Source organism: Candidatus Accumulibacter cognatus (assembly GCF_000584975.1).
GTDB lineage: Bacteria > Pseudomonadota > Gammaproteobacteria > Burkholderiales > Rhodocyclaceae > Accumulibacter > Accumulibacter cognatus.
This window is the reverse complement of record NZ_JDST02000064.1, coordinates 39,247-55,675: the sequence shown is the minus strand read 5'-3', so window position 1 is coordinate 55,675 and position 16,429 is coordinate 39,247. Positions and strand designations below refer to the sequence as shown.

Sequence of the window (16,429 nt, the reverse complement as noted above, 5' to 3'; positions counted from 1 at the left end):
GGTCACTGTGGCAAGGCAAACCGTTCGAGACCGTTGCATTCGCGGATCACGTCCACCATGTCCTCCATGATGGCATTCAAATTGAAGTCCTTGGGCGTGTAGACCGCGCGCACACCGATTGCCAGCAATTTGTCGGCGTCTTCCCGCGGAATGATTCCGCCAGCAATCACCGGCACATTCGAGAGATCACGCAGGCGCAGTTCCTGAAGAACCGACTCCACCAGCTCCATATGACTTCCGGAAAGGATCGACAGGCCAACCATATGCACCCCTTCCTCCTGAGCCGCCTGGGCAATCTGTTGCGGCGTCAGCCGGATGCCATCGTAGACGACCTCGAAGCCGACATCCCTGGCCTTGACGGCCACCTGTTCGGCCCCATTGGAATGCCCATCCAGTCCGGGTTTGCCGACCAACAGTTTGAGCGGGCGGCCGAGCGCATGGCCCGTACTGGCGACCCGGGTTCTCAATTCGGTGACTTGATTCTTCTTGCCCAGGACTTCGCGGCTGTCAATGGCAATGTCGATCCCCGTCGGTGGCCTGAACTCGCCGAATACCGCACGCAATGAATCGCCCCATTCGCCGGTGCTGACTCCCGCCAGCGCACAGCGAATCGAACTGGGCATGATGTTTTCGCCACTCCTGGCGGCATCGCCGAGACCCTGCAAGGCAGCCCGAACGTCGGCATCGTTGCGGTTCCGGCGATGCGCCTGCAGCCGCTCGATTTGCTCACGCTCGGCTGCCGGATCGGTCTTCATGATGGCGCCATCACTGCCCACGGTCAGCGGCGATTCCGCCGTTTCCTGGAAGCAGTTCACTCCGATGATCTTTAGGTCGCCCGACTCGATGGCACGCAAGCGGTTCATGTGACTGCCGACCAGTTCGCGCTTGATGTAGCCGGATTCGATCGCGGCAATGATCCCGCCCTGGGCTTCGACATTCTCGATTTCCCTTTGGGCACCCTCGACCAGCTCCCTGACCTTGGCGGCAATGACCGGTGACCCATCGAGAATATCGTCGTACTCCAGCAGGTCGGTTTCGAAAGCCATCACCTGCTGCATCCGTAGCGCCCATTGCTGATCCCAGGGGCGCGGCAGACCCATCGCCTCGTTCCACGCCGGGAGCTGGATGGCGCGGGCTCTTGCGCGTTTCGAGAGCACCACCGACATCATTTCGAGAACGATTCTCTGCACATTGTTTTCCGGCTGCGGCTCGGTCAGGCCCAGGGAGTTCACCTGCACGCCATAACGGAATCGGCGCAGCTTGGGATCTGCCACCTGGTAGCGGGACAGGGTCAGCTCGTCCCACATTTCGCCAAATGCCCTCAGCTTGCAACACTCTTCGACGAAACGTATGCCGGCATTGACAAAGAACGAGATCCGCTCGACGACCTGCGGAAACGCCTCCGGAGCGATTTCACCGGAAGCCTTGACCCGATCGAGAACCGCCATCGCGGTGCACAGGGCGTAGGCCAGCTCCTGAACCGGTGTCGCCCCCGCCTCCTGCAGGTGATAGCTGCAGATATTGGTCGGATTCCATTTCGGTACATGCCTGACCGTGTAATTGATCGTATCCGCGATCAGGCGCATCGATGGACCCGGCGGATAGATATAGGTACCCCGCGAGAGATATTCCTTGATGATGTCGTTCTGGGTGGTGCCGCTCAACCTGGTCGGATCGATGCCTCGCCGTTGCGCCAGGCCGATGTACAGTGACAAGAGCCATGCCGCCGTGGCATTGATGGTCATCGAGGTATTCATCTGATCGAGCGGGATCTGGTCGAACAACTGATCCATATCCTCGATCGACGAGATGGGCACACCGACCTTGCCGACCTCGCCCCGCGCCAGTGGACTGTCGGCGTCGTAACCGGTCTGCGTCGGCAGATCGAAGGCCACCGATAATCCCGTCTGGCCTTTGGCAAGATTGGTTCGATACAGGGCGTTGGATGCCCTGGCCGAGCTGTGACCGCTGTAGGTCCGCATCAACCAGGGTTGATCGCGATTTTTTCGGGAGGCAGACATGACTATCCCCTTTTCCTGATCAAGAGACGTCTTTCGATCTCAAAAATCTTCTCATCAATCTTTTCCTTGTCCATCGCCTTCTTGTCGTTTTCCTTGATGAACAGGTCCCCGCCATGTCTGGCAAGAGCGGCCGACGCACTGATGTTCTTGACGCCAATCAACTGAAAACTGACGATGCCGAACTTCGCGCCCAGCTCGCCCGGAGCGTCTTCGACCGCCAGTACCCGCGACAGGGCGGCAACGGTATCGCCGGCGATCGACGGCTGGGTGTGATAGCCCTCGGTAAAGCCGAGCTCCCAAACGCTGTTTTCACTGACATCGCGACTCGCCAGGCCCTCTAGCCAGGCGAAGACCAGGCCCCCATAAACGATCGGATCACCGCTCATCTTGCCCGACAAGCCGGAACTGAAGACCCGATCGAAATGCAGCGGATGGGTATTGCCCACCGCATAAGTCAGCGGCAGATGCTCGTCGGTGATCGTTCGGCCGTTGGCGTGGACGATGATGTCGCCAACGGAAAAATCCTCGAACCAGGAATTGGGACCGGTCAATCCGGACGGAAGCCGTTCCGGGAAGTCCGGCAGAAAGACCTCGGCCTCGTCGACCCAGGGGAAAGCGGGCATTACCGCAGCCGCCGGCAAGGGGGTGGTTGACGGACGGTCTCCCTGGCCGGCAACCATGATTTTACGTTCGTACTGCAGCACCACCTGGTCGTCCTGGTTGATGCCCAGGGTCCGGATGGTCACGATACCCGGCTTGCCGGCACCGCGCTCCTTACGGTCGATGACCTTGGTCAGCGAGCGAATGGTATCCAGCTCATGAACCGGCCGCAGGTACTGGGCATCGTAATAGCCAAGGTTGGCCATCGCCTTTTCCGAGTCATTCTGCACACCCAGCGAGAGAACGACATTGAAGACCATCTGCGGTGATGCCACCAGACCCGCGAAGCCGCTGGCCCTGGCATATTCCTCATTGAGGTAGAGCGGATTGCACTGCATGTAGGTCCGAGCAAAGGACTCCATCTGAGCACGGAGGAAGGTGAAACCACGCGGGTGAACAAACACCTGCCCCGGCACGAACTCCTCCAGATAGCGGCCATAGTGCGGATGGCGGGCTTGCTGCATGTCCACCTGCACTTTGGCGGCCAGTTCGGCTTGTGGTGGGAAACGAATTGCCTGCAACATGAAATTCTCCTGTTACCGTGAAAGTCACTTCAGCGACTCACGAATTCCCCCCTTTCCAAGACATGGGGAAAGGGATCTAGGGAAACGGTCATGACCGTTGGCGTGACGATGTGTCGGGAAGTTAGCCGAACCTACACCGCATCGATGAGAGAGCGGGCGATCACCTTCAGAGCCAGCGTTTCTTCGGCTCCCTCGAATATCGACAGCACACGGGCATCGAGGAAATAACGGCTGACCGGCGACTCCTCGGCATAACCCATTCCCCCATGAATCTGCATCGCTTCGCGGGTGAGCCACTCGGCTGTCCGGCAGGTGAACAGTTTCACCATGCTGGCTTCCATCTGCCCCAGGCCCTGATCCATCAAACTGCCGACGGCGTAGGTGAATTGGCGGGAAACGGTCAGCAGCGTCGCCATGCGCGCCAGCTTGACGAGGGTGAGCTGAAAATCGCCGATCGGCTTGCCGAATGCCTTGCGTTCCTGGGAATACGAAACCGCCCGTTCGAATGCGGCCTGCATGACACCAATCGCACGCGCAGCCGTCTGAATGCGCCCGCCGGCAAATCCGGCCATGGTGAAGTAAAAGCCCTTTCCTTCGCCCGCCGGCCCACCGACCAGATTTTCATCGGGAACAAAGACATTGTCGAAGAAGACCTCGTAGGAATGCATCCCGCGATAACCGATGGTCGAAATCGCCCGACCGGTCAATACGCCACCCTGTACTTGTCGATATTCAAAGTCGTGCCCTTCATACGAGTCCTTTTCGACCAGGAACATGCTGAGCCCCCGATGGCCGAGCGAGCGATCCGGATTGGAGCGCGCCAGAACCAGCAGAAGTCCAGCCTTGCCGGCCATGGTGCACCAGGTCTTGACGCCGTCGAGGATCCAGCCGCCATCGCACTTGCTCGCTTTGAGGCGCATGGCGGCGACATCGGAACCGGTATCCGGTTCGGTGACGGCAATGGCACACAAGGGATCGCCGAGCGCTACCTGGGGCAGCCATTTTTGCCGCTGCTCTTCGGTTCCCCCCTTGAGCAGGGCGCGGCTGAGGATTTCAGGGCGCGTGATCAGGCTCCCCGCTGCACCGAGCGAGCCGCGCGAAAGCTCCTCGGTGACCACAATCATTCCCATGTTATCTTCATGGTCGTCGCTCTGGAGGCCACCGTAACGCTCGGGGATCGACAGACCGAAGCAACCCATTTCGGTCAGCGGATCGAGAATCTCCGGCGGAATGATCCGGTCTTCCCGATGGATCTCCTCGGCCAGAGGCATCACCACGTTGGTCGCCAGTTTGCGGAAGGTGTCCTGCATCATCATGGCGTGCTCGTCGAGCAGGTAGGCACCGCTGACGCCATTCAAGGCAATAACTTCCCTGCCCAGTGCTTCCAGATTGCCTGCATCCAGTTGCGTCTGGCAGAAACGGCTGAGCGTCGAAGAGGCCAGGTCCGCCACATCGGCGTCGCTCAGACCGAAACTCTGCGGTCGCGCCCGCAAGCGATTATGGATGTTCTGCAAGGCCTCGGCACAAAATACCCGGGCCATCCGCTCTTCCAGGCAGACGCCACCACTCGTCGCGGCCGCCGCCTTGCGGGCATATTCCGCCGCAAAGCGGGCTGCGGTCGATTCAGCGGCACACCAGGCCAGATCGAAGCTGGCCATCTGGTGCTCGTCCAGTTTTTCATTCGAGACACCCTTGTCGCCGATGCATTGCTGCTTGATCCAGATCAGCGATTTCCTGATCACCGAATCGGCTGATTCGAGATACTGCAATCCGTCCTGCATGTCACTCGTGACCTCAGTCATGGTTCATCCCCTTCCTGGTGGCTATTGTTTGGCCCGATTATTGACAATGCGAACGAAAGATCGCGAGCGCAGCTCTTCCAGGGTGATCCCTGTCGCCAGCACTTCCTGCTCGGTGATCGCTCCGCACGCCATTCCCCGCAGGAAGAAGTTCAGCAGGCCCTGCCCTGTTGCCGCATCGTCGAAGGTATTGCCCACCAGTGTCGCCTGGGCGGCCTTGTTCAGGAATGCGTTCAGCCTGGCCGAGGCATCCTGCAGACCGCTGAGGAAGAAGGTATCGACCGCCGCATAGCGCACCGGCAACTGCCCCGGATTGAGATCCCACCCCTGATAGAAGGCGTGCCGCATCGAGTGCATGATATTGTCGTAGTGCAGCTTCCAGGCAGCATGCACGACGGCGCGATTCTCATCCATCTGCTGGGCCGTCAGCACGGCGTCCCTGGCGGCCTTGTGGGGACCGATCGGCATGCTGGTGGTCGCACCGTCGCTGATGGTGATGCCGGTTCCGGCGAGGCTGACCTGCAACACATGGCGGGCAAAATCGCAGGCCGGATGGGTGTGACTCTGGTGTGCCGCCGTGATGTTGCACGAAGCCGTGTAATCGTAGGTCCCGAAAATCGCCGAGCGGCAACGGCCGCCAGCCGCTGCGACCAGCAGCGGCACCGTGTTTTCGCCCTTGAAATTGATGATCGACTGGGTGGTTTCGATCATGATTTCCATTCTCAGAGAATCCTTCGGAAAGCCGAGTCGGGCTTCGAGATTCTCGAGAATCCTGGCGCAGGTCGAAACTTGCGTCGCGGTGACCACCTTGGGAAGCGTGACGATGAAATTCTGTGGCAATTTGCCACCGGTATTCTCGGCCAGGCGGGTCAGGAAAATGTCCAGCGTACGAATCGCGCGAACCTTGCACTCGTCCGAAAACGTTTTAATGCGAATACCGACAAATGGCGAGAGCAGATTCTCGCGCATGCCTTTGGCGACTTCATCGGCAGCCGCAACGGCATGGCCGTCTTCCTCCACGTCGGGACGATTGCCGTAGCCATCCTCGAAATCGATGCGATTGTCCTCGATCGGCTCGGTCTGCAGCTTTTTCAGGACCCGGTTGAACACCGTGTAAGCCAGCCACGCCGCCGGTTTGACCCCGCGCACCTGCTCAGGATTGCTTTCCAGGGCACGCGTCAGGCTTTCCTGGTAGACGGGGTTGGTCGGCAGCGTCTCCGACCCCGGCAGACCCAGAACGCGGCCAAACACCAGGTAGTTGGGCGCATAGGTGTCGAGAGTCTTGAGTGCCACTTCCCCCAATTTGGAGGCGAAGCCGGCCTTGAACAGATTGGCACCGCCGTAAACCGTGTGCACCGGCTGCCTCTCAAAGGAGTCCGCCGGGTAATCTGACTTGAAAACTGCATTGGAATCGTGCAGCTCGCTGCAATAGGAATTCATTTCGTCGCGGGTCAGCGTGAGCTTCATGTGTTGCCTCCGAAATACGTTAATCGTTGCTCAATACACGTTCGACATTGCGCATGCAAATATCCCGACGCCATGGTCGGGTTCCATCAACAGTTAAGGCGGACCCCGGAGTCAAGACGAACGACGGCTTCAATGGGGTGGCTAATTCGCCAACCGATGACCTTGTGGTCATCGATGAGCGCGATCAGAGGCGCGCAGGCATGGCCTGGGCGAATGCAGGGAGCCGGGCTCCAGGCCGGGTAGGGTTCGACCAGATAAACGCCACGGAACAGGCAAGGAAGAGAAGAGTGCTTGGGAAAGGAGTGGGCGGAGGATGGCCCCGCTGCCCTCTCGACCAAGGGCTTGGACAGCGGCAGACGGATGAACCGCTGGCGATTGACGGGATCATCCCGCGTTCTGCTCATGCCGCGAAACGGTTGCCTCAAAGGCTGCCGAATATATTCCGAGAGGAAGGGTCGACAATGCAGCAGAACTCTTGATTCGGCCAGTGAATGTCCAGGTTGCACATGCACCGAGGCAAGCACCAGCCCCGCCCGGACGCACTGCTGCACCACAGCCATCGCCTCCCCCTGGTCAACCCACTCTCGCCAAATCACTACACAGCGCCATAGGATTCTAGCGCCTCACGAGGTGTCCCCGCAAGCTCAATCGCGAGGATTTATATCGGGAACAAACGGTACCTGGGAAGGTGCCGGTGGAAGGGTGGTCTGAAAGTCGCGTCAGCCACTCATGGGTCGCCCCGCTCCCGCAAACGGGGGTGGGAAACGGTCATGACTTTCATGATCGGGGGGTGCCTGGAAAATTGCTGACTGTGGTGATGGCCGTTAGACTGGTGCGAGTTCGACGCTGGCGCGCATCGCCGTCGCACCGTCGGGCGCTTGTGCCTCAAGAGCGCATTGCCTTTCGTTGACCGGGGTGCAGACGATGCGGAACGGCGCCAGGTCGAACAGCGGCGTCAGACCACGGAAGCTGAATTCCTGCACCGGTCGTGCCACTTCCTGACGAACCAGTTCCATCAGCAGCACCGCGGTCAGCGGTCCGTGCACCACCAGGCCCGGATAGCCCTCTTCCTTCATTGCATAGGGACGATCGTAGTGAATCCGGTGCGCATTGAAGGTCAGCGCCGAGAAGCGGAACAGGAGTCTCGGGTCCGGCGTCACGATGCGTGCACAGGCACCTGCCGGTAACGGCGGCCATTCGTCGAGCATGCGCGTACAGGCCACCGCGGGCCCTGGTTCGCGATAGACGATGTCCTGCTCCTCCTCGATACACAGCCTGTCATCCTGATAATAGCCGTAGCACACCGAAACGAAGGCCAGCTTGCCGGAGCGGCCCGATTTCAGCCGGATATCGCGAATGGTTGCCGCACGTCGCGCCGGCTGGCCAATCAGCAGCGGATGATGGAAACGCATGCGCGCACCTGCAAACATCCGCCTCGGATAGGGAATTGGTGGCATGAAACCGCCGCGCTGTGGATGTCCGTCGATGCCAAGCAGCATCTGCGGTACCCTGGGCAGAAAATAGAACCAGTGCCACAGCGGAGGCAGCGCGCTCCCGGTCCCCAGACAGGTCTGTGTGTCGTCGAGCATTGCCGCCGCTGCCAGCGCCAGTGTCTGGCTCAGATCGTCGTCAGTAGTCTCCTGGCGGCCAATCCATTCTGCGTAGTCGGTTGTCACGTCGTTCATGCCATTCATCCTTTCCGGAGTTCCTTGAACGGTTCTGCAAGTAGCGTACAGCATACGGCCAAACGCGGGGGTTTACGCACACGCGTAGCGCCAAAGCAGGGCAATCCTCAGATCTTTGCGCCAAGGAAACTGATTTGCTCATATACTGTTTCGCTGTCGTCGGTGCAGCGCCCGTTTCGAGTAAGGCCTTGAGGGGTTTTCCGGCGAGCTTGTCGGGGAGATAAAACAGTGATGAAAGGGGAAGCAGCTTCGACGGAGTCTGTGCCGCTGCACACCGGACTTGCGGGCAACGTCGAGGCCGTGCCGACAGGCGGTCAGTCCGTCCGCGAGCAGTCGAAGCAGGACGATGCAGATCCGGATCTCTCGACCGAGAACGACCGGCTACCGATGAGCGGCCTGCGCATCATCGATGTCGGCACCTTTCTCGCCGGCCCTTATGCGGCGTCGATTCTTGGCGAGTTCGGCGCCGAGGTGCTGAAAGTCGAGCACCCGATCGCCGGTGATCCGATGCGCCGTTTCGGAACAGCATCGAAGCGTCACGATGCGACGCTGGCCTGGCTCAGCGAAGGCCGCAACCGGAAATCGGTCACCCTCGATCTGCGCCAACAGCAGGGCGTCGATCTGTTCCTGAAGCTGGTCGCCAAGTCGGATGTGCTGATCGAGAACTTCCGCCCTGGCACGATGGAGGAATGGGGACTTGGTTGGGACGAGTTGAGCCAGGCCAACCCGGGCCTGGTGATGCTGCGCGTCTCGGGCTATGGACAGACCGGACCGTATCGCAGACGTTCGGGTTTTGCGCACATTGCGCATGGTTTTGCCGGACTCTCATACCTCGCCGGTTTCCCCGGTGAAACGCCGGTGGTTCCCGGGACCGCACCAATGGGGGACTACATGTCCAGCCTGTACGGCGCAATCGGCATCCTGCTGGCCCTGCGCCACCGTGAGGCAACAGGACAAGGCCAGATCATCGACATCGGTATCTACGAGGCCGTGTTTCGCCAGATGGACGAAATTGCCGCCGCTTATGGCCTGTTCGGCAAGGTACGCGAGCGCGAAGGCGCCGGCAGCTTTGTCGCCGTTCCACATGGCCACTTCCGCACCATCGACGACAAATGGGTCGCCATTGCCTGCACCACCGACAAGATGTTCGAACGCTTCGCGGCAGTGATGGGCAAAGCGGAACTCGCGGCTGCCGATCGCTACGGCAATCAACGCAAGCGCCTGGCAGCGCGCGACGAGATCAACCGGATCGTCATCGAATGGGTCGGTTCGATGCCTCGCAACGAGGTCATGAAGCGCTGCATCGACGGCGAAGTGCCGATCGGCAAGCTCAACAGCATCGCCGACATCTTCGAGGACGAGCATTTCCAGGCGCGCGGCAACCTCGCCCATCTACAGGAGGAAGGTCTGGGTGAAGTGGTGATTCCTGGCGTGGTACCGACGCTGTCCGAAACGCCGGGCAGGATTTCCAACCTCGGCCCCCCACTCGGTAACGCGACCTATGAAGTGCTGCGCGAGCTACTCGGGATTTCGGCAAAGGAAATCAGGCGGCTACGACAAAACAAGATCATCTGAACAGGCCATTGCGAGGATTCCCATGACTACCCCTGATCCCGCCGTGACCCGGCTGCCACTCGAAGGAGTTCGCGTCATCGATGCGGCAACGGTCATCGCTGCGCCTTACAGCGCGACCATCCTGAGTGAATTCGGCGCCGAGGTATTGAAAGTCGAGAACCCGATCGGCGGCGACCCGATGCGTTACTTCGGAACTCCGACCAAACGCAAGGACACGCTCGCCTGGCTCAGCGAAGCGCGCAACAAGAAATCGGTGACCCTCGACCTGCACCTGCCCGAGGGCGTCGAGCTGTTCAAACAACTGATTGCAAAGTCTGACGTGCTGTGCGAAAACTTCCGCCCCGGCACCCTCGAAAAATGGGGTCTCGGCTGGGAGGTTCTGCGCGCGGTCAATCCTGGCCTGATCATGCTGCGCGTCACCGGTTACGGCCAGACCGGCCCCTACCGCGACCGTCCCGGTTTTGCGCGGGTCGCGCACGCGGTCGGCGGCATTGCCTTTCTCGCCGGCATGCCAAGGGGAACCCCGGTGACGCCGGGGTCGACCACCCTTGGCGACTACCTGACCGGCCTCTACGGTTGCATCGGCATCCTGATGGCCTTGCGCCACCGCGAGCGCACCGGCCAGGGGCAATATATCGATGCCGCCCTGTACGAATCGGTATTTCGCTGCACCGACGAACTGGCACCGGCCTACGGCATGTTCGGTCGGATTCGTGAGCGGCACGGACCGACCCATAACGATTTCGCCTGCCCGCACGGCCATTTTCCGACCAAGGACGACGGCAAGTGGGTGGCCATTTCGTGTGTCACCGACAAGCTTTTCGAGCGCTTGGCGATCGCCATGGGACGCCCCGAACTGGCCGCGCCACATGTCTACGGAAACCAGAAGACACGCCTTGACAACCGTCATGATGTCAATGAAATCGTCCGCGACTGGTGCGGTTCACTACATCGCGACGACATCCTCAACCGCTGCTTTGCCGCCGGTGCGCCAGCCGGTCCATTGAACAGTATTGCCGACATTTTTGGCGACCGGCAGTTCCACGCCCGCCGTAACCTGGTGGCTATCGACGAGCAGGACATCGGTGAGACCGTGATTGTCCCGTCAGTGCTGCCGCGTCTGTCGGTTACGCCGGGCCGGATCAAGCACCTCGGTCCACGGCTCGGGCAACATACCGAAGAAGTACTCGCGGATCTGCTCGGTCTGGCCGCAAACGAGATCGATGAACTGCGCAAGAAGCGTGTGATCTGAACAGCGAAAGGATGGGTGGATAGAATGGATGGAATCCTCAAGGGCTTGCGCGTCATCGAAGGCTCGGCTTTTGTCGCCGCCCCGCTAGGCGGCATGACGCTGGCCCAGCTCGGAGCGGATGTCATCCGTTTCGACCCGCTTGGCGGCGGCCTCGACCATCGCCGCTGGCCGCTCACCCTCGACGGACGACACAGCCTGTTCTGGGCGGGCCTGAACAAGGGCAAGCGCTCGATTGCCGTGGACTTTCGCAAGCCGCGTGGCCAGGAGTTGTTAACGCAGCTGATCTGTGCGCCGGGAGAAAATGCGGGTCTGTTCAGCACCAACTTTCCGGCCAAGGGCTGGCTCGCTTTCGAGGCGTTGCAGGCACGACGTCCGGATTTGATCATGGTCAATCTGACCGGACGCCGTGACGGCAGCTCGGAAGTCGATTACACGCTGAATCCGCAGCTCGGCCTACCCTTGATGACCGGCCCAAACTCGTCGCCGGAGGTGGTGAACCACGTCTTTCCGGCCTGGGATTTCATCAGCGGCCAGATGATCGCCCTTGGCCTGCTCGCCGCCGAAAGACACCGGCGGCTGACTGGCGATGGACAACTGATCCGCCTCGCATTGAAGGACGTGGCCCTGGCCATGCTCGGCAATTTTGGCATGCTTGCCGAGGTGATGATCAATGACACCGACCGGCCCAGACAGGGCAACTATCTCTACGGTGCCTTCGGCCGCGATTTCACCACGCTCGACGGCAAGCGCCTGATGGTCGTCGGTCTCACCAGCATGCAGTGGCATTGCCTGATCAAGGCCACTGGCCTGCAAGAGGCCATCGCGGCACTCGGCACCCGGTTGGGTCTCGACCTCGAAGACGAAGGTCATCGCTTCCGTGCCCGACAACAGATTGCTGCGCTGCTCGAACCGTGGTTCCATGCGCGCACGCTCGCCGAAGCCGCCACCATCCTCGATGCCCACCGTGTCAGCTGGGGTCCCTATCGCAGTGTGCGTGAAACCATTGCCTGCGACCCCGATTGCTCGACCGACAATCCGCTGTTCACCATGACCGAACAACCCGGGATTGGCGCCTACCTGATGCCCGCAACACCGCTCCAATTCAGCCGCGTGCCACGCCTGCCGGCGACGCCGGCGCCACGCCTTGGCGAACACACCGACCAGATCCTGCTCGAAATCCTCGGTTTGAGCGAGGCTGAGGTCGGCCGCCTGCACGACGCGCGCGTCGTTGCCGGTCCGGATTGAAAACCGCTGTGTCAACGCCGTCGACTCCACCCGCATTTCTTTCGTCAGGGATAACCGCCATGAAGCTACCCATTCATTTCTACAAGCCACTCGCCATCGGCGCTCCACAGCCCCTGCGTGAACTGCCGGTGCGGCCGGAACGGATGATCCATTTCTTTCCGCCGCACATCGAGAAGATTCGTGCCAAGGCGCCCGAAACCGCGAGGTCTTGTGACGTCATGTGCGGCAACCTCGAGGATGCCATTCCCATCGATGCCAAGGACGCAGCGCGCGCCGGTTTCATCGAACTGCTGAGCAAGCATGACTTCGGTGATACCGCGATGTGGGTGCGCGTCAATGCCTTGAACAGCCCGTGGATACTCGACGACCTCGAACAAATCATCAGACATGTCGGCAACAAACTCGATGTGATCATGATTCCCAAGGTTGAAGGCGCGTGGGACATTCATTTCGTCGACCAGTACGTCGCACTGCTCGAAGCCAAGTACGCAGTCAGGAAACCGATTCTGCTGCATGCCCTGCTCGAAACCGCGCAGGGCGTGACCAATGTCGAATCCATTTGCGGTGCCAGTCCGCGCATGCATGGACTGAGTCTCGGCCCGGCAGACCTGGCCGCCTCGCGCGGCATGAAGACCACCCGCGTCGGAGGTGGTCACCCCGGCTACGGCGTCCTTGCCGACCCCGAACCCGGCCAGAACCAGCGTGCCTTCTTCCAACAGGACCTCTGGCATTACACCGTTGCGCGTATGGTCGATGCCGCGGTGGCACATGGTCTGCGATCGTTCTACGGTCCCTTTGGCGACCTCAAGGACGAAGCCGCCTGCGAGGCGCAGTTCCGCAATGCCTTCCTGATGGGTTGCTCTGGCGCCTGGTCGCTGGCACCGAACCAGATCGCCATCGCCAAGCGCGTCTTCAGCCCCGACGTCAAGGAAGTGCTGTTCGCCAAGCGCATTCTCGAAGCGATGCCCGACGGCAGTGGTGTGGCGACGATCGACGGTAAAATGCAGGACGATGCGACCTGGAAACAGGCCAGGGTGATTGTCGATCTGGCGCGCCTGGTGGCCAGGCGAGACCCGGAACTGGCTGCTGCATATGGACTGTAGGATCTTCTTTCAACACCTTGGGGAGAGCGTTCAGTGAGCGAAAAAACCAGACATGGCAACTTTTTCGAAGATTTCCGCGTCGGGCAGAAGATTGCGCACGCCACACCGCGGACCCTCACCGAGGGCGACGTGGCACTGTACACCGCCTTGACCGGTTCGCGCTTCGCCACCTCAGCCGACACCTTCGCGCACAGCATAGGCTTCCCGCGGGCACCCATAGACGATCTGCTGACCTTTAACATGGTCTATGGCCGAACCGTGCCGGACATTTCGCTTAGTGCCATCGCCAACCTCGGTTACGCGATTGGCCGCTTCGGCCATCCAGTCTATCCGGGCGACACGCTCAGCGCCGATTCGACCGTGATCGGGCTCAAGGAGAACAGCGACGGCAAGACCGGTATCGTTTATGTGCGTTCGTGTGGAGTCAACCAACGCGGGCAGATCGCCCTCGATTACTGTAGCTGGTTCATGGTCCACAAGCGCGACCCGGCTTCGCCGCCTCCGGAAACCGTCGTGCCGGAACTGCCAACCGCCGTCGCGGCTGGTGATCTGCGGGTTCCGACCGGGATCAGGATTGAACAGTACGACACCGCCTTGTCCGGTAGCACCGACCTCTGGAATGACTATGAGGTCGGCGAATGCATCGACCACGTGGACGGAATGACCATCGAAGAAAGCGAACACATGATGGCCACCCGTCTGTACCAGAACAACGCGCGCTTACACTTCAACCAGCAGGCCGCAACAACCGGCCGCTTCGGACGCCGCCTGATCTACGGTGGCCACATCCTCAGCCTGGCGCGCTCGCTTTCCTTCAACGGGCTGGCCAATGCCTTCAGTATCGCAGCGATCAACGGTGGCCGGCATGTCGCGCCCGCCTTTGCTAGTGATACGATCTACGCTTGGTCGGAGGTGCTCGAACAACTGATCGTGCCGGGACGCAATGACATCGGCGCGCTGCGGCTGCGTACCGTCGCGACCAGGGACCAGCCCTGCGCGGATTTTCCCTACCAGGCTGCCGATGGCCGTTACGATCCGAGCGTGCTGCTTGACTTCGACTATACGGTGCTGATCCCGAGAAGAGAGTAGCCGCGGCGAGGGTTGTCGCATTGCTTCCCCCGCCTACCTCTTCTCCTTTCCTCCTTGCAATAAGTTCGGCCATACGCCGCGGTATCGTTGTTTTCATCAGACTCGAACTCAGCTATGCTGCGCGAACGTCGAAAGAACGATGTAAACCAATGGAGGAATTATGTTCCAAGTCCGAATACACGGTCGCGGTGGCCAGGGTGTGGTGACGGCTGCCGAGATGTTGTCTATTGCTGCCTTTGAGGAAGGCCGCCACGCACAGGCCTTCCCGAGCTTCGGTTCCGAACGTACCGGTGCCCCGGTAGTCGCCTTCTGCCGTATCGCCGACCAGGAGATCCGGCTACGCGAACCGATCATGGAACCCGATGCCCTGATCATTCAGGACCCGACGCTGCTGTTCCAGGTCGATGTCTTCTCCGGCCTGAAAAAGGGCGGTTACATCCTGATCAACACCACCCGCAGTTTCGATGAACTGGGTCTTGGCGATTTCCTCCGCGATTGGCCGAAGGAGAGATTGTGCACGGTCCCGGCCACCGATCTCAGTCGCAAGCATGTCGGTCGTCCGATGCCCAATGTCCCCTTGCTCGCCGGTTTTGCGGCCGCATCAGGCATCATCCGGCTGGAGTCGGTGATCATGGCGATCAACGACAAATTCTCCGAAAAGGTGGCCAGCAACAATATCACTGCCGCTACCGAAGCTTATCAGTTCGTCCTCGACGAAATCGAGAGCATACGTCAAGAGGAGGCCGCACATGCTTAAGCAGACCGAAGGTTCACACGCCGTTGCCGAGGCCGTCGCCCTGTGCCGGCCCGAGGTGATCTGCGCCTACCCCATTTCACCTCAGACGCACATCGTCGAAGGCCTTGGCGAGATGGTCAAGGCCGGCGAGGTCGAAAACTGCGAGTTCATCAACGTTGAGTCCGAGTTTGCCGCGATGAGCGTTGCCATTGGCTCATCGGCCACCGGTGCCCGCACCTACACCGCCACTGCTTCGCAGGGCCTGCTGTTCATGGTCGAAGCCGTATTCAACGCTTCCGGCCTTGGCCTGCCAATCGTGATGACCGTTGCCAACCGCGCCATCGGCGCACCGATCAATATCTGGAACGACCACTCGGATTCCCTCTCGCAGCGCGACTGCGGCTGGATCCAGTTGTTCGCCGAGACCAACCAGGAAGCGCTCGATCTGCACATCCAGGCCTTCAAGCTGGCTGAGGAAGTCAGTCTGCCGGTGATGGTCTGCATGGATGGCTTCATCCTGACGCACGCTTACGAGCGGGTTGACATTCCCACCCAGGAGCAGGTCGACGCTTTCCTGCCGCCTTACGAACCCCGCCAGGCGCTTGACCCCAGGGAGCCGGTGTCCATTGGCGCGATGGTTGGTCCCGAGGCTTTCGCGGAGGTCCGCTACCTCGCGCACGCCAAGCAGATGCAGGCGCTTGGACTGATCCCGAAAATGGCCGAGCAGTTCAGAACGGCATTCGGTCGTGAGTCGGGCGGCCTGACGCGTTCGTATCTGACCGAGGATGCTGAAACCATCGTCGTGGCGATGGGTTCGGTACTGGGAACGATCAAGGACACTGTCGACGAAATGCGTGCTGCCGGCGAGAAGATCGGCGTGCTGGGAATCACTTCCTACCGGCCTTTCCCGATCGACAGCGTTCGGGCTGCGCTGCAGAATGCGCAGCGCGTGGTGGTGCTCGAGAAGAGCCTGGCAGTCGGCATCGGCGGCATTCTGTCTACCGACGTGCGCATGGCGATGTCGGGCCTGCAATTGCACGGCCACACCGTCGTCGCCGGACTCGGCGGGCGGGCGATCACCCGCAAATCCCTGCGCGGGCTGTTTGCCAAGGCTGCTCGCGGCGAACTCGAACATCTGACCTTCCTCGATCTCGACTGGAACGTGGTCAACAAGCAGCTCGAACGCGAGCGCACCACGCGCCGTTCGGGTCCGGCAGCCGAAAGCATGCTGCGCGACGTGGGCGTCATTGCCGCCCGTATTGGCTGAGGAATC

At 60.6% G+C, this 16,429-nt stretch carries 12 protein-coding genes; 7 read left to right on the top strand and 5 right to left on the bottom strand.

The features are described from left to right. Positions 1 to 2: 2 nt before the first annotated feature. From AW06_RS12585 to AW06_RS12565, 5 genes are all read right to left on the bottom strand, one after another. Positions 3 to 2,021 (bottom strand): protein meaA, encoded by a 2,019-nt coding sequence (locus AW06_RS12585; protein ID WP_034950559.1) that lies wholly within the window; start codon positions 2,019 to 2,021, stop codon positions 3 to 5. A gap of 2 nt (positions 2,022 to 2,023) precedes the next feature. Further along, complete coding sequence (locus tag AW06_RS12580; protein WP_034950557.1) at positions 2,024 to 3,205, bottom strand: MaoC family dehydratase; 1,182 nt, start codon at positions 3,203 to 3,205, stop codon at positions 2,024 to 2,026. 131 nt (positions 3,206 to 3,336) lie between these two features. Next, positions 3,337 to 5,007, bottom strand: coding sequence for an acyl-CoA dehydrogenase family protein (locus tag AW06_RS12575; protein ID WP_034950554.1), 1,671 nt, complete (start codon positions 5,005 to 5,007; stop codon positions 3,337 to 3,339). A 21-nt stretch (positions 5,008 to 5,028) separates the two neighbouring features. After that, positions 5,029 to 6,471, bottom strand: coding sequence for a phosphoenolpyruvate kinase (locus AW06_RS12570; RefSeq protein WP_034950552.1), 1,443 nt, complete (start codon positions 6,469 to 6,471; stop codon positions 5,029 to 5,031). 824 nt (positions 6,472 to 7,295) lie between these two features. Continuing rightward, positions 7,296 to 8,156, bottom strand: coding sequence for a MaoC family dehydratase N-terminal domain-containing protein (locus AW06_RS12565; protein WP_034950703.1), 861 nt, complete (start codon positions 8,154 to 8,156; stop codon positions 7,296 to 7,298). Between the two features lie 387 nt (positions 8,157 to 8,543). On the opposite strand from AW06_RS12565, the gene AW06_RS12560 reads away from it, so the two are divergent. The 7 genes from AW06_RS12560 to porA all read left to right on the top strand — a co-directional run bounded on the left by AW06_RS12560 (position 8,544) and on the right by porA (position 16,423). Further along, a complete protein-coding gene (locus AW06_RS12560; protein WP_138677967.1) occupies positions 8,544 to 9,731 on the top strand; it encodes a CaiB/BaiF CoA-transferase family protein in 1,188 nt (395 codons plus the stop codon). 22 nt (positions 9,732 to 9,753) lie between these two features. Continuing rightward, positions 9,754 to 10,983: a CoA transferase gene (locus AW06_RS12555; RefSeq protein ID WP_034950549.1), complete on the top strand. Its 1,230-nt coding sequence runs from the start codon at positions 9,754 to 9,756 to the stop codon at positions 10,981 to 10,983. Between the two features lie 24 nt (positions 10,984 to 11,007). Beyond that, complete coding sequence (locus AW06_RS12550; RefSeq protein WP_034950547.1) at positions 11,008 to 12,228, top strand: 2-methylfumaryl-CoA isomerase; 1,221 nt, start codon at positions 11,008 to 11,010, stop codon at positions 12,226 to 12,228. A 59-nt stretch (positions 12,229 to 12,287) separates the two neighbouring features. Beyond that, positions 12,288 to 13,331 (top strand): CoA ester lyase, encoded by a 1,044-nt coding sequence (locus AW06_RS12545; protein ID WP_034950545.1) that lies wholly within the window; start codon positions 12,288 to 12,290, stop codon positions 13,329 to 13,331. Between the two features lie 33 nt (positions 13,332 to 13,364). Continuing rightward, the gene (locus AW06_RS12540; protein ID WP_034950542.1) at positions 13,365 to 14,420 is read left to right on the top strand and encodes a MaoC family dehydratase; all 1,056 of its coding nucleotides are present in this window, start codon (positions 13,365 to 13,367) and stop codon (positions 14,418 to 14,420) included. A 160-nt stretch (positions 14,421 to 14,580) separates the two neighbouring features. Beyond that, a complete protein-coding gene (locus AW06_RS12535) occupies positions 14,581 to 15,177 on the top strand; it encodes a 2-oxoacid:acceptor oxidoreductase family protein (RefSeq protein WP_034950540.1) in 597 nt (198 codons plus the stop codon). Continuing rightward, positions 15,170 to 16,423 carry a pyruvate ferredoxin oxidoreductase gene (gene porA, locus AW06_RS12530; RefSeq protein ID WP_034950539.1) on the top strand — a complete coding sequence of 418 codons (1,254 nt, stop codon included), beginning with the start codon at positions 15,170 to 15,172 and terminating at the stop codon, positions 16,421 to 16,423. The genes AW06_RS12535 and porA overlap by 8 nt, the downstream gene beginning before the upstream one ends. The last annotated feature ends 6 nt before the right edge of the window (positions 16,424 to 16,429 follow it).

What these genes read in the sequence shown, in the direction of transcription:
- AW06_RS12585 (WP_034950559.1), bottom strand. Translation starts at nt 2,021, where the DNA reads ATGTCTGCCTCCCGAAAAAATCGCGATCAACCCTGGTTGATGCGGACC.
- AW06_RS12550 (WP_034950547.1), top strand. Translation starts at nt 11,008, where the DNA reads ATGGATGGAATCCTCAAGGGCTTGCGCGTCATCGAAGGCTCGGCTTTT.
- AW06_RS12535 (WP_034950540.1), top strand. Translation starts at nt 14,581, where the DNA reads ATGTTCCAAGTCCGAATACACGGTCGCGGTGGCCAGGGTGTGGTGACG.
- AW06_RS12560 (WP_138677967.1), top strand. Translation starts at nt 8,544, where the DNA reads ATGAGCGGCCTGCGCATCATCGATGTCGGCACCTTTCTCGCCGGCCCT.
- AW06_RS12555 (WP_034950549.1), top strand. Translation starts at nt 9,754, where the DNA reads ATGACTACCCCTGATCCCGCCGTGACCCGGCTGCCACTCGAAGGAGTT.
- AW06_RS12570 (WP_034950552.1), bottom strand. Translation starts at nt 6,471, where the DNA reads ATGAAGCTCACGCTGACCCGCGACGAAATGAATTCCTATTGCAGCGAG.
- porA (WP_034950539.1), top strand. Translation starts at nt 15,170, where the DNA reads ATGCTTAAGCAGACCGAAGGTTCACACGCCGTTGCCGAGGCCGTCGCC.
- AW06_RS12545 (WP_034950545.1), top strand. Translation starts at nt 12,288, where the DNA reads ATGAAGCTACCCATTCATTTCTACAAGCCACTCGCCATCGGCGCTCCA.
- AW06_RS12565 (WP_034950703.1), bottom strand. Translation starts at nt 8,156, where the DNA reads ATGAACGACGTGACAACCGACTACGCAGAATGGATTGGCCGCCAGGAG.
- AW06_RS12575 (WP_034950554.1), bottom strand. Translation starts at nt 5,007, where the DNA reads ATGACTGAGGTCACGAGTGACATGCAGGACGGATTGCAGTATCTCGAA.
- AW06_RS12580 (WP_034950557.1), bottom strand. Translation starts at nt 3,205, where the DNA reads ATGTTGCAGGCAATTCGTTTCCCACCACAAGCCGAACTGGCCGCCAAA.